General features: G+C 62.8%; 10 protein-coding genes. 6 read left to right on the top strand and 4 right to left on the bottom strand.

All coding sequences use genetic code 11. From position 1 onward, the window contains the following. Positions 1 to 2: 2 nt before the first annotated feature. Positions 3 to 4,952, bottom strand: coding sequence for an IPT/TIG domain-containing protein (locus AC1D35_RS08410; protein WP_477852155.1), 4,950 nt, complete (start codon positions 4,950 to 4,952; stop codon positions 3 to 5). A 526-nt stretch (positions 4,953 to 5,478) separates the two neighbouring features. On the opposite strand from AC1D35_RS08410, the gene uvrB reads away from it, so the two are divergent. From uvrB to AC1D35_RS08380, 6 genes are all read left to right on the top strand, one after another. Then, positions 5,479 to 8,424: an excinuclease ABC subunit UvrB gene (uvrB, locus tag AC1D35_RS08405; RefSeq protein WP_477938512.1), complete on the top strand. Its 2,946-nt coding sequence runs from the start codon at positions 5,479 to 5,481 to the stop codon at positions 8,422 to 8,424. Positions 8,425 to 8,566: 142 nt separating this feature from the next. Continuing rightward, entirely contained in the window at positions 8,567 to 9,034 is a 468-nt protein-coding gene (locus tag AC1D35_RS08400) for a DUF3828 domain-containing protein (RefSeq protein ID WP_477938511.1), read from the top strand. A 430-nt stretch (positions 9,035 to 9,464) separates the two neighbouring features. Beyond that, positions 9,465 to 9,731, top strand: a complete 267-nt coding sequence (locus AC1D35_RS08395; protein WP_113309831.1) for a DUF1488 family protein — start codon at positions 9,465 to 9,467, stop codon at positions 9,729 to 9,731. Positions 9,732 to 9,869: 138 nt separating this feature from the next. Beyond that, entirely contained in the window at positions 9,870 to 10,130 is a 261-nt protein-coding gene (locus tag AC1D35_RS08390; protein WP_113309830.1) for a BON domain-containing protein, read from the top strand. A 187-nt stretch (positions 10,131 to 10,317) separates the two neighbouring features. Further along, positions 10,318 to 10,623: a hypothetical protein gene (locus AC1D35_RS08385; RefSeq protein ID WP_113309829.1), complete on the top strand. Its 306-nt coding sequence runs from the start codon at positions 10,318 to 10,320 to the stop codon at positions 10,621 to 10,623. 134 nt (positions 10,624 to 10,757) lie between these two features. Then, positions 10,758 to 11,144, top strand: coding sequence for a GNAT family N-acetyltransferase (locus AC1D35_RS08380; RefSeq protein ID WP_113309828.1), 387 nt, complete (start codon positions 10,758 to 10,760; stop codon positions 11,142 to 11,144). 11 nt (positions 11,145 to 11,155) lie between these two features. Here AC1D35_RS08380 and AC1D35_RS08375 read toward each other — a convergent pair whose 3' ends face one another. The 3 genes from AC1D35_RS08375 to AC1D35_RS08365 all read right to left on the bottom strand — a co-directional run bounded on the left by AC1D35_RS08375 (position 11,156) and on the right by AC1D35_RS08365 (position 13,533). Then, on the bottom strand, positions 11,156 to 11,764 hold the full coding sequence (locus AC1D35_RS08375) for an exonuclease domain-containing protein (RefSeq protein WP_113309827.1): 609 nt from the start codon (positions 11,762 to 11,764) through the stop codon (positions 11,156 to 11,158). A 200-nt stretch (positions 11,765 to 11,964) separates the two neighbouring features. Continuing rightward, the gene (locus AC1D35_RS08370; RefSeq protein ID WP_113301402.1) at positions 11,965 to 12,294 is read right to left on the bottom strand and encodes a hypothetical protein; all 330 of its coding nucleotides are present in this window, start codon (positions 12,292 to 12,294) and stop codon (positions 11,965 to 11,967) included. Between the two features lie 402 nt (positions 12,295 to 12,696). Beyond that, positions 12,697 to 13,533, bottom strand: a complete 837-nt coding sequence (locus tag AC1D35_RS08365) for a dienelactone hydrolase family protein (protein ID WP_113309826.1) — start codon at positions 13,531 to 13,533, stop codon at positions 12,697 to 12,699. Positions 13,534 to 13,768 lie beyond the last annotated feature (235 nt).

The raw sequence follows: 13,768 nt of genomic DNA, 5'->3' as shown, positions 1-13,768 counted from the left end.
GCCTACATGCGCCCGCTGACGCCGATCTTCGCACCGACGGATTTGTCGCCGTCGCCTTCGATGTTGAGCAACAGCCCGCCATCGATCGACCAGCCTCCTGCCGTCTGCAGCGACAGTCCCGCCGAGATGGAGCCGAACATGCCATTGCCGTCGATTGCCGAGTAACCGACCGAGCCGCCGAACTTCCTGGTCAGGGTCTGGTCGTTTTCCAACGTGGACACCCGGGCGATCTCCGCACCCAGGCTGATGCGCAACTGCTCCTCGGTGAAACCGTCGAGGCCGATGATGTCGCCTTTGTCATTTTCGATCATGTAATCGTCGACCGTTTCCGAGAGATAGATCGCCCGAAGCTTCGGCTCGATCGTCGTGACCGTATCGAGGTTCCAGCGGCCGGTGACAGAGGTGTCGAACAGCCATCGCGACGTGTCGAAATTGCCGTCCCAGAAGGCCGTGTCGATATCATTGGACGAACCGCCATAGAGCAGGCTCGTATCCCAGAACACGCCCTTGCCAATCTCCAGCGAGGCATTGGGGCCGGCGAGCCAGCCATTGCCGGTGAGTTCGGCATCCTCCTCCGTCGGATCGGTCATCCGGTCGTAATGAACGGAGAGGCCGACCAGCGCCTTGTCGGTGACGAGGTAATCGGCGCCGGCGGAAATCATGGCAAAAGCGCCCCATTTTCCGTCATTGTCATTGCGGCTATGCGCCAGGAATTTGCCGTCGATCCAGATGTTGAACGGCGACAGTTCCGCATTGCCGCCGCCTGAGAGACCATCGGCATTGTCGCGGGCGGCTTCCAACTGCGCCAGGCTGGTGGAGAAGCCGAATGTCATCCCCTGGTCCGACGGCATCATGCGGGCGGTGACCGGATCGGTCGCGTTCGCCATCTGCCGACGCTCCAAGAGACCCGGCACCTTGATGCTGGAAGCAATCAGGTTCTGGCGGCTCTGCACGAAGCCATGCACGAGATTATCGACATCGTCGGCGACCTTGGCTGCGTCGAATGTCAGCGCGTAGGTGATCGTGCCGTTGTTGGAAATGCCGAGCGCGCTGGTCAGACGGTAGCCCACCCGCACCTCGCCGGAATAGTGCCCGTTCGGTGTGAATTTCAGATACCAGCCGATCGCGCCGCCGCCGCCCGCCTGAGCGAATTCGCCGTTGACGATGGCCGCCGTGCCGGCATTGGCAGGCTCCACGGAGAGCATTTCGGCCGACACGAAGGGTCCGCCCGTCGCACCGGCGGTAAGGTCCACATTGGCGGGAGACGATCCCGGGGCAACAGTGATCTTCTTGTCGGCAGCGGTAACGGCCCGCGTCTTGACGGTGATTGTATAGTTGGCACTTCCCGTCGCGCCGTTGCCATCGCGAACGCCGATCGTGAATGTGTAATCCTTGACATCGGCGCCCGCATCCACCGGCCCGGTCAGCGCGCCGGTCGAGATGTTGAGTACCACGCCATCGGGCAGATCGCCGTGATCGAGACTATAGACCAGCGCACCCGTGCCGCCTGTCGCCGTGACGGATGCATTGTAGGCCTCACCGGGCATGCCGGTGGTCAGATGCGATCCACTCGCCGGACTGAAAGTGAAAGACCCGGTCGAGGCGGCATCGATCACCAGCGTATAGGCGGCGTCGCCGGAATTGGCCGGGCTGGCGCTGTCGGTCGCCGTTACCGTGAAGCTGTAGCTTCCCGCCACCGTCGGCGTTCCCGAAAGCGTGCCGTCGGCGGCAAGTGTCATGCCCGTCGGCACCGAGCCGCTTGCAACATAGCTGTAGGGGCCGGTTCCGCCTGCAGCGGTGATGCCGGTCGTATAGCCCGTGCCCACCGTTCCGTGCGTCAGGCTGCCGGCCGCAGGCGAAAGCGTCAAGGTCGTCGGCGCCGGCGCGATCACCAGCGTGTAGCTCGCATTGCCCGAAACCGGCGTACTGTCGCTATCGGTAGCCTCGATGCTGAAATTATAGGTTCCATCCGCCGTCGGTGTTCCCGAAAGAGAGCCGTCGGCGCCGACGCTGATGCCCGGCGGCAGTGAGCCGCTCGCAACGTAGCTGTAGGGCGCGACCCCGCCCGAAGCGGTGACGGAATTGGTGTAGGCCGTGCCGACGGTGCCCGCCGTCAAGGTCGATCCGGTCGCCGGAGCCAAGGTGATCGGGCTTGCAGTGATATGGAAATGGTAGGTGTTGGTCGCCGTCCGGCTGCCGCTGTCGGTGACAGTTATATCGACGTCGGCATTGCCGGTCGCCGTTGCAACCCCGGATAACACGCCCGCGGATGTGAACGTATAGCCGGCCGGCAGGGCGTCGCCCGAAGGCGCAACCGTGAATATGTAGGGACCGATACCGCCAGTGGCGACGAATTGCTGGCTGTAGGTCTGCCCCACCTGCCAGTTGAAAGTCGAGCCTGCGGCCGGCGAAAAGCCCAGCGCCTGCGGTTCGCGGAAGACGGTCACCGTATAGCTGAATTGTGTCGTGCCATCTTCGGCGGTGACTTCGACGGTGACCGTATTGTCACCCACGGCAAGGGTGATCTGGCCGGAACTCGCGCCCGTCACAAGAACACCATTGACCTTGACGCTGGCATGAGTGTCCGCCTTGACGGGGCTGGCGGTAATCCAGGCCGTGCCGTTGGGCACCGTTGCCGTATAGGCCTGTGTGCCCGAGGCAAAGGCCGGGCTGAGCGTGCCGTCCGACAATGTCAGGCTCGACAGCGTCGCATCGGCTGAAGGCAGTGCGACATAGGTGAACTGGTCGTCGCTGCCGGTAGCACTGGTGCCGCCAGCATTCGCGACGGTAATGTCGACTGTTCCCGTTCCGGCCGGGGCGGTCGCTCTGATCTGCGTATCGTCGTCGATCGTGTAGGTCGCCACTGTCGCGCCGAACTTGACGGCATTCGTGACGGACGCATCCGCAAAACCGCTGCCGGTGATCGTGACCTCCGTGCCGCCGGCGGTTGGACCGCTGGCTGGTGAGACGGCGCTGACGGTGGGTGCACCGACATAGGTGAACCAGTCGAAGGTGTTGGTGGGGCTGGTGCCTCCAGGTGTTGTTACCCTGACATCTACCTTTCCGGCCGCACCGGCGGGCGCCGTCGCGGTGATCTGCGTATCACTGTCGACGTTATAGGTGGCCACCGTCGAGCCGAACTTGACCGCACCCGTCGAATTGGCAGCGAAAAAGCCGAAGCCGTTAATCGTGATGGTCGTCCCACCGGAGATCGGGCCGGATGCCGGGCTGACCGATGATACCATCGGCACAGCGGCGTATAGGAAGCCGCCTGACACTGTCGCAGTGCCACCGGGCGCGGTGATGACGACATTGGCAAAACTTGGCGAATGGGCCGGCGTCGTTACGGTCAGCGTATTCGCATTGACGACAGTCAGCCCGGTTCCGTCAATTCCATCGAAGGCGACCGAGGTCGTGCCGGTGAGGTTCGTACCTGTGATGGTCACGGATGTGCCACCGACGGGCGACCCGAATGCCGGGGTGATGGATGTCGCCGTGGGTGGGGTGAGATAGGTGAAACCGCCTGACCCCGTTACCGAGCCGCCCGGTGTGGTGACGACGACATCGACCGCTCCCGTCGCATGGGCGGGTGTGGTCACGGTGAGCGAGGTTCCGGTGTTGGCCGTCACCGTTGCGGACGTGCCGCCGAAAGTGACCGAGGTCACGCCGGTGAAATTCGTGCCCATCAGCCACACCGACGTTCCGCCTGCCGTCGAGCCCGTGTTCGGGCTGACACTCCACAAAACCGGCGGGGCGACATAGGTGAACTGATCGCCAGCCGTGGTGGCGCTGGTGCCGCCCGGTGTTGTGACGGTGACATCGATCGTTCCCGTGCCGGCGGGCGACGTCGCGGTGATCTGCGTATTGCTGTTGATCGTGTATGCGGCGACCGTCGCGCCGAACTTGACCGCCCCGGCGGTGGCAAAGCCGGTGCCGGTGATCGTCACCGTCGTGCCACCGCTGGTCGGACCGGATGCCGGGCTAACCGCCGTCACGGTCGGTGCGCCGACATAGGTGAACTGATCGCCAGCCGTGGTGGCGCTGGTGCCGCCAGATGTCGTGACGGTGACATCGATCGTTCCAGTGCCGGCGGGCGACGTCGCCGTGATCTGCGTGTTGCTGTTGATCGTGTATGCGGCGACCGTCGCGCCGAACTTGACCGCCCCGGCGGTGGCAAAGCCGGTGCCGGTGATCGTCACCGTCGTGCCGCCGCTGATCGGACCGGATGCCGGGCTGATGGCTGTCACAGTGGGTGCGGCGACATAGGTGAACTGATCTGCGGCCCTGGTGGCGCTCGTGCCGCCAGGTGTCGTAACGGTGACATCGATCGTTCCGGCCGAGCCGGCGGGCGAGGTTGCGGTGATCCGGGTATCGCTGTCGATAGTATAGTTCGCGCTCGTCGCGCCGAACTTGACTGCACCGGAGGGATTTGCAGCAGAAAAGCCGGTACCGGTGATCACCACCGACGTGTTGCCGCCGGTCGGGCCGGATGCCGGGCTCACCGCCGTCACGGTCGGCGCAACCGCCACAAGACGGCACCCCATGGTAACGTGCATCACACCGGATTGCGCGCCACTGTAGGCGTAGGGATAGTAGCTCATATTCGCCACCAGTGCCTGCGTTCCGCTCACCGACAACTCTGTTCCTGATGCGGAATATTCGAACAGATTGACGTTATCGTCAGTCATCCCGACATAGGGGGGGGTGATAACGCCCGCCAATTCATCGCTGCTACTATTAGTCGAAGTAGCAGAATAGAAGATTTCTTCATTGGCATTGAAATTGCTGTAGTTGAAGCTCACCCCATCCTGTCCGCCGCCGAGGGGCGCAATCGTTCGTCCGCCACTCCAATCGCTGTTGACCTGATTGCAGGCGTTCGACAACGCGAACGCTTGCCCGGCAAGAAGCGTCAGAACGATAGCCAGGACACTCCGCCGCAACCCGCGCGACATGATCGCAGCAGCCGCGATCCAGAGCGATCGAAAGAATGCGCGGAGCCTATGAGCTGGATCTCTAGAAATATCCCGGGCAGCGATAGTGTTCGCCGCTTCGCTCGGACGCCCAGGCAATTTCCGCATGTACAAACCCATCCCATGAAACCGAAACCCACGAGGTAACGAGCGCGCTCCCAGGCCGGTTCCGGCCTGAAACTCCTCAACTCAAAGCGCGCACCGCCGGCCATCAAAGGCTGAATCTAAAGTACAATTTTCTAATAAAGGTAGAAAAATCCCCCAAGTTCTCGCGTATCGCGCTTGGGTCGAATCGTCAATTCGCGATTCTCTTCAAAAGTGAACAAGAGGTTGAAACACCCCAAAAAAGATCGCGAGTACTGGCATGACGGAGGCTGCTCGGTTTGCCGCACCCGGAGATTTCTACAGCGGAATAGCTCGACTATTCGAAAATCCGAACGATTCATTCGTTTCCCTTTTGTACTCTCAACCCCTTCCATTTCATGATGACAACAGCCATATTCCGCGCATGGCAAAATCTCCGAAGAAATCCCCCGCTTCGAATGGCTTCGAAGAAGCCCCCCAGTCGTCGTTTGAAGGTGCGCCGCTCAGCGGCAGCGTCTCCGATTGGGTGAAGCAGCTCGAGGCCGATGCCGAGCAGGCGGGCGTCGAGAGCCAGCGCGAAATCGCCTCCAAGGCGGGCAAGCACCGCAAGAAGGTGGAGAACGAGGCGCGCAAGCATACCGAGGCTGTGAGCGTCAACAAGAAGGCCACCATCAGCAAGACGGCGCGTGGCGTTTCCATCGGCGGTTCGTCCGACCCGAAGACGCGCGCGGCCGCCGGCCTCAATCCCGTCGCAGGTCTCGATATCTCGCTGGAAGATGCGGGCAATCTGGCGCCCGGCAGCGTCACCGCCACAGTCGAGGCGCTCTCGGCGCTGATCGAGAGCGGCAACCCGCTGCACAAGAACGGCAAGATCTGGACGCCGCACCGCCCTGCCCGGCCGGACAAATCCGAAGGCGGCATTACCATCCGCATGGATTCCGAATACCAGCCGGCCGGCGACCAGCCGACGGCGATCCGCGATCTCGTGGGCGGACTGGAAACCRGCGAGCGCAGCCAGGTTCTGCTCGGCGTCACCGGATCGGGCAAGACCTTCACCATGGCCAAGGTGATCGAGGAAACGCAGCGCCCGGCGCTGATCCTCGCGCCGAACAAGACGCTGGCCGCCCAGCTCTATTCCGAATTCAAGAATTTCTTCCCCGACAATGCGGTGGAATATTTCGTTTCCTACTACGATTATTACCAGCCGGAAGCCTATGTGCCGCGCTCCGACACCTATATCGAGAAGGAAAGCTCCATCAACGAGCAGATCGACCGCATGCGCCACTCGGCGACGCGCTCGCTGCTCGAACGCGACGATTGCATCATCGTCGCTTCCGTTTCCTGCATCTACGGTATCGGCTCGGTCGAGACCTATACGGCCATGGCCTTCCAGATGAATGTCGGCGACAAGCTGGACCAGCGCCAGCTGCTGGCCGACCTCGTGGCCCAGCAATACAAGCGCCGCGACATGGATTTCCAGCGCGGCTCCTTCCGTGTGCGCGGCGACACGATCGAGCTCTTCCCGGCCCACCTTGAGGATGCCGCCTGGCGCATCTCCATGTTCGGCGACGAGATCGACTCCATCACCGAATTCGACCCGCTGACCGGCCAGAAAACCGGCGACCTGAAATCGGTGAAGATCTACGCCAATTCGCACTACGTCACGCCGCGCCCGACGCTGAACGCCGCCGTCAAATCGATCAAGGAGGAGCTGAGACTTCGCCTCGCCGAGCTTGAGAAAGCCGGCCGCCTGCTGGAGGCCCAGCGCCTGGAGCAGCGTACCCGCTACGATATCGAAATGCTGGAGGCCACCGGCTCCTGCCAGGGCATCGAGAACTATTCGCGTTACCTCACCGGCCGCGACCCCGGCGACCCGCCGCCGACGCTCTTCGAATATGTGCCCGACAATGCCATCGTCTTCATCGACGAAAGCCATGTCACCGTGCCGCAGATCGGCGGCATGTATCGGGGCGACTTCAGGCGCAAGGCGACGCTGGCCGAATATGGCTTCCGCCTGCCCTCCTGCATGGATAACCGGCCGCTGCGCTTCGAGGAATGGGACGCCATGCGCCCGGATACGATTGCCGTGTCGGCCACACCCGGCGGCTGGGAAATGGAACAGGCCGGCGGCGTCTTCGCCGAACAGGTCATCCGCCCGACCGGCCTCATCGATCCGCCCGTCGAAGTGCGCTCCGCCCGCAGCCAGGTGGACGACGTGCTCGGCGAAATCCGCGAAACGGCCGCCAAGGGCTATCGCACCCTCTGCACCGTGCTGACCAAGCGCATGGCCGAGGACCTGACCGAATATCTGCATGAACAGGGCGTGCGCGTGCGCTACATGCACTCGGACATCGACACACTGGAGCGCATCGAGATCATCCGCGACCTGCGCCTCGGTGCATTCGACGTGCTCGTCGGCATCAACCTGCTGCGCGAGGGCTTGGATATTCCCGAATGCGGCTTCGTCGCCATTCTCGATGCCGACAAGGAAGGCTTCCTGCGCTCCGAGACCTCGCTGGTGCAGACGATCGGCCGCGCCGCGCGTAACGTCGACGGCAAGGTCATCCTCTACGCCGACAACATCACCGGCTCCATGCAGCGCGCCATGGACGAGACGGCCCGCCGCCGCGAAAAGCAGGTGGCCTACAATACCCAGCACGGCATCACGCCGGAAAGCGTCAAGGCCCGCATCTCCGACATCCTCGACAGCGTCTACGAGCGCGACCACGTGCGCGCCGATATCTCCGGCGCCTCCGGCAAGGGCTTCGCCGATGGCGGCAACCTCGTCGGCAACAACCTGCAGGCCCATCTCAACGCGCTGGAAAAGTCCATGCGCGACGCCGCCGCCGACCTCGACTTCGAAAAGGCCGCCCGCCTGCGCGACGAAATCAAACGCCTCAAGGCCGTCGAACTCGCCGCCATGGACGACCCGCTGGCCCGCGAGGAAGCCAAGTCGATGGAAGGGATCAGACGGAACGCCAAGGCGACCCGCGAATCCCTTCTCCCGGCCGGGGAGAAGGTGCCCGGCAGGGCGGATGAGGGGGCCACGCCTTCCTACTTCGCCAAGCCGCACCTCGACGACATGGGCCACGACCCCACCACCCCAGCCGACAGCAAGACCCTCTTCCGTCGCAACACGCTGGATGAGATGACCGTGGGGCGGAYGGAGAAGCCCGTGGTTGGACATGTGCCGGAAAAGCCGGATGCGGCAAAGGGCACGCAGCGGTTTTCACCGCTGCTGGAGGGGCAGCCGGAGCGCGATGTGCGGCCACTGGTGCGTGGGAAGACGGGTGTCGGGAGCTATGAGGATCCGGGCGAGCAGAAGCGCAAGAGCCGGACGAAGGGAAAGACTGGCCGGCCGGGACGGTAATGGACGCGGCTCTTCGGCGATTATGAGCGATTTGATGCGGCAAGGTCCTAGTGATTGACGACGTCGGCGCGACTGATTCCGAAATATCAACCCACACTCGCGACTCCTGCTAAACATCCCCTCCGCACCAGAAGGAGCCCGCATGCRCCTGCCCATCCTCATGCTCAGCCTCGTCCTGTCCAGCCTGATCGCCTCTCCCGTTCTCGCCGCAACCTACAAAACCCCGAAGGCCCTCCTCCAAGCCCTTTACACCTTCAACACAGACGCCGCCGCTGACGACGCCCCCTCGCCCTACTCGGCTTTCTTCTCCGACCACCTGAACGAGCTCCTTCAAGCCGACCTCGACAACACGCAGGAAGGCGATGTCGGAGCGCTCGATTTCGATCCCGTCATTGCCGGGCAGGACGGCGAGGCGAGCAATCTCCGGATCGGTCAACCGATCCTGCTGGACGACCGGGCCGAGCTGGAGGTGCAGTTCCGCAACGGCGAAGAGGTGACGCTCTACTACACGCTGGTGAAGGAGCATGGCGGCTGGAAGGTGGAGGATATTGCCAACCAGCAGGGCGAAGAGCCGTGGAGCCTCAGTGCGCTGCTGGGCGACGCGCAATAGGCGGCCCTGAGCGCTTGGCATGTCATTGCCACCGAACCAGCCTTCGAACAACGCCGGGCCCCTCTGAAACGGGCCGGGTTTATTAGCGCCCGGTCATTGCAATGGCCGGCCCGCACCCCATATCCCATCATGGCGGCATATGGAATAAAGCCGCCTTTTGCATCGGTTTCCCGATGCCCTCAAGGGAAGACGCGCTGTCTTCCGACACTCTGCAAAACAGCTTTTTCGCAGCGATCCTGAGCAGCATGGCCGCGCCCGCAAGGGCTGGCAAAGAGCAATGTTTCTCATACGCCCAGACATTTAAGAGACCGTGCTGAAAAAGACCTCTGATGCATTCGATGATCAGCCGTGCATATCCCGCCTGCATCAGGCGTGGCCGCTTATGCGTCCTTGGCAGGAGCCGGAGGCACCAATTTCTGGAGAAACTGCGATGTCCCTGATTTTCCCCAATAGAAGCCGCAGTTTCGACGAGGGCCGCGATGGGGTTCGTTTCTCCGGCTATGACGGCATGTTCGAGGTGCGGTTTCTGATCGAGGCGAGCGCGCTGCGCTCCATCGCCCAGACGGGCCGAACGGAAGCCGAATGCCTGAGCGCCTTCGATGCGGCGCGCCCCGCCATTCTGGAGGCCGCATCCGGTCTCTACGGCCGCGGCGGCAAGGACCGCTATACGCTGACGGAGAGGGATATCCGCCGCTAAAGCATGTCGCGCAATAGTGCGCAGCGGTTTGCGACAACGATATGCGCGAGACAAGGACGTAAAGCGTGGCGGGCGAATCCTGGAGATCGCGACACGCTTCAGTTTCACGCCCGGGATGAACCGGCACGGAGATGAGACATGTCAGTCAACAGAAAACATCTGAGCGTGGTGGACAAGCGTGCTCGCCCCGAAGACGCCGATCTCGAAACGGCTGTCTACGATGCGCTTGCCCATACGGGCGATCTCGACCCGAGCTATATTTTCGTGACGGCGCACGGCAGCGACGTCACGCTCGCGGGCTGGGTTCACGTCAGCGAGGAAATCTCGCTCGCCGAGCAGGTGACCCTGCGGACACGCGGCGTGCGCAGCGTTCACAACGAACTGTCGCGGGATCTTTAGCGCACCCATTCGTCTCGGCGCGGCTGCGCGCCGACCTCCGGCAAAGCTCGAACGCAGGCCGGAGGCGAGGAGCCCGGCCCCAGCGCCGGGTTCCGCGTTGCCGGGCGCGAGCCGCCCGCAAGCCGAAGCCGGTTCCCCCCACACACGACCGATTCGCGATCGGCCCCAAACGACCGATGGATAAGCTATGCGCAAGAAAATCGACAAGATCACCAGACGGGCCCCTTCCGCCACAGGCCGGCATGACACCGCCAATGAAAACCGCCCTGCCCAAAACCCCTCCGCCAGAGAGATGATCGCCGAAGCCGAATCCGCCCGCGCTGCGGTGGATGCGGCCCGCGATGAGGCGGCTGTGGGGGAAGAGGCCGGCGAAGGCGAAGCGGGCGACAAGACGCCAACCGGCGATCCGCTTCCGACAATGGAAGAGCTGGAACTGGCCCGGGACGATCACAGCAGGAAGATCGTCGGAAGAGAGGCGGATGGGGAGGATTGAGCTGCACAGGCGCGGCGGATACCTTGCAAGGCAGGCTCGGAAAGCCGAACCTGCGCGCCAGCATCGCCAAGCGGCTGCATTTTCTGTAGTGTGAATCGACAGAAACGCCACCGACCGGACTCGGACAACAAGCAATGCCAGAACTGCGCATCAACCCCTTCCCCTCGCCCGATGAATTCGCCGCTCTCTGGGCCGCCGCCTGGGATGGCGCGCGGGCGCCGGATTTTACCGGCATCCTGCCGCGCAGCCTTGCCCATGTCGGCGCCTATGACGAGAACAGGCTGATCGGCTTCGTCAATGTCGCCTGGGATGGCGGCATTCATGCCTTTATCCTCGATACCTGTGTGCATCCGGATCTGCGCCGGCAGGGCATTGCCACACAGCTGGTGATGGAGGCGACGCGGATCGCGCGGGAGCGCGGGACGGAATGGCTGCATGTCGATTACGAGCCGCATCTTCAGGGCTTTTACCGCGCCTGCGGCTTCAGGCCGACCGAGGCTGGGCTGATACAGCTCGGCTAGACGGGGAGACCCTACGACAGAAGTGGGCGATAGCCGCCGCCGGGTTCGCGCCGGGTCAGGAAGAAATGCAGGAGGTTGGCATAGCCGCGGGCATCGTCGATGGCGCGGTGCGTGTGCTCGATATTGCCGAGCCATTCGCGCGGATAATGGGCGATATCGCATTCCCAGGGGCTGCGGCCCGTCGCACCCGCCACCAGCGACAGGATGCAGAGCGGCGGATGGCGGAACAGGCGGTCGGCGATCCACGGCCCTTCGAACAGCGGCCGGCCGGTGAAGCGCTTCAGGTAATGATCGAGCCAGGGGCCGTCGAGCGCGACCGGATGCGCAGCGAAGATCGGCTCGGCGCGCAAGGATTTCACCCAGGCGATGAAGCGGGAGATGACCTCGGCTGCGGGCTCGGCATTATCAGTCGCGGCGGCAAAGGCTTGCGGATGGGCCTGCCAGAAAGCCATGGTCACAGGGTCGCGCCCGGCTCCCTCGAGCGGCTGCAGCACGGCTTCGAATTCGCCGACGATCCGGCCGGTCTCGGAGAGGGCAACGGAGGCGAAGGAGAGCATCGAATGGGTGCCCGGTATGGGGCCGTCGAATTCGCAATCGGTGACGATGTAGATATGCGGCACGCGCGATGTGCTCCCAAGTCTGCTTTGGTCTTGGAGTGAGCATAGCCGGATATTTGGCTATTGCCATGGGGGCGTCCCACGATAGTCCGTCGCCGTCGCCTCTCTCCCCGAAAAGCCAATCCGGGAGCGAAAGTGCCACCCAGCCCACAAAAAAATGCCCGGCCACATCATGACCGGGCATCCTTCGACCCACGCTGCGATCAATTGTTATGTGAGGCGCAGGCTTCGTCCATCGGGGTGGCGTTGCTGGTGCCGCCCTGCGTCTGCAGCTTGCCGGAGCCGGTGCCTGAGCTGCTGGCGTGGTCAGGGCAGTCGGGCTTTTTCATCTTCATCGCGCCGCCCGTCGTGCTGCCGGTCGTGGTCTTGTCCATCGCGGCAGGCTTCTTCTTCATATCGGTGCCGGCGCCGCCGCCGGAATCGGTGGTGTTCTTATCCATGGTGGCGCCAGTTGGAGCCGGGTTGGACTGGGCGAAGGCTGATGTGGCCATGCCGAGGGCGAGCAGCGAGGCTGCGACAATTCTCATGCGCATTGGCATTCTCCTAGGTGGATCAGTTGGTTGACCCATATGGAACCGCTGGTGATGGCGATTGTTCCCCGGCGATGTCCACAGTTTTCTCCTGCGCAATTCCTGGACGAGCTGGGCTGCAGGTTTCAATCAAGCTACATTAGCCAGATCGCATGCGCCGGAGGACGGATATTTCCCGGATACCTCATCGAAATGGCTGAAGCGACACGGTCGGAGGAGACGAAGGCCGCATAAGGAGGCAGGCGGAAACGAGCCGCCACGCCCATCATCTGATCTCAAGCCCGGAAAACCCCACCGGGCTTTTTTCTCGCGCCGTCGTACCGGGCATTGGCGGCAATCCAGAAACGCGGGCCGTAGCGGAGGCGAGCAAGGCGGATTGACGGGAAAAAGGCCGGCTGCCGGCCCCTATTTCCCGAGATAGGTCTGCAGGAAGTCATGAACGGTGGCGATCGACTGCTCTGCCGCAGCTGCATTATATTCCTCCACATGCCCGAACACCGTCTTCGGTTTCGTCATCGCCTCATCATCGAAATCGTGGCGCGCGCCCGGATAAACATGAAGTTCGATCGGCGGCCCCTTGCCGCTGAGATTGGCGATCCGCCTGCGGCATTTCTCGGCCGGGCTCCAGTCATCGAGTTCGCCGACCATGATCAGCGTCGGTACGGTCGCATCGCTCTCATGCACGGCACAGACGGGATAATAGGCAACCGCCGCCTTGAACTTTTCATCCATCAGCTGCTCGTTCCCGTCGATCTTCGTCGCCTCCAGCGTCGCAATCCCGCCGGCCGAAAAGCCCATCAGCGCCACGCGGCTGGCATCGATGAAGCCCTGTTTCGACAGGAAATCCAGACCGCCATAGGCATCGAAGACGCGATCGGGAAGATAGGTCTTGCAGGTATTCTTAATGTTGCGGGTGGTGAAACTATCGACGACCAGCACGGCATAACCCCAGGAGGCCAGCTGCTCCGGCCAAGCATCCTTCACGTGAGACCTTATACCGCCGCATCCATGCATCAGCACGACAGCCGGAAACCGCCCGTCACCCTGCGGGCGGGTCAGATAACCGATCAATGGAGTCGCCTGCAGTGATGGCAGCGCCTCGCCCTGTTCCTTCGCCTTGCGCTCCAGAAACGGGCTTGGCTTCACGACGGCGCTGTCGAAGTGAACCAGCTCGTCGGCATAAGCCTGCGGCATGAAGTTCAGGGAGACGACGAGGCGGAAGAAGAGCCGCGCGATTTTCACTGAATGACCTCTTGGCGGATGGATGGCACGACGTTGACACCTTCACCACGCAATTTGGGTGAAGCGACGATCAAGGCAATGCGGCGGAGAGGCGCATGTTCCGGCGACCGCTGCTGGTATGGAGCGGTCTCACGGTGGGTGACAGCGATTGCGGTTCAAACAGGCCGATCACCGAGAAGATCACAGAGGTCGAGCGAGATCCCGCATGGCGGCGGCCGTCAGCGTTTCCATACGC

It is taken from the genome of Rhizobium sp. P1_E6 (assembly GCF_056405875.1).
Note: the sequence above shows the minus strand (reverse complement) of the source record. Positions and strands in the feature narration are given on the sequence as shown.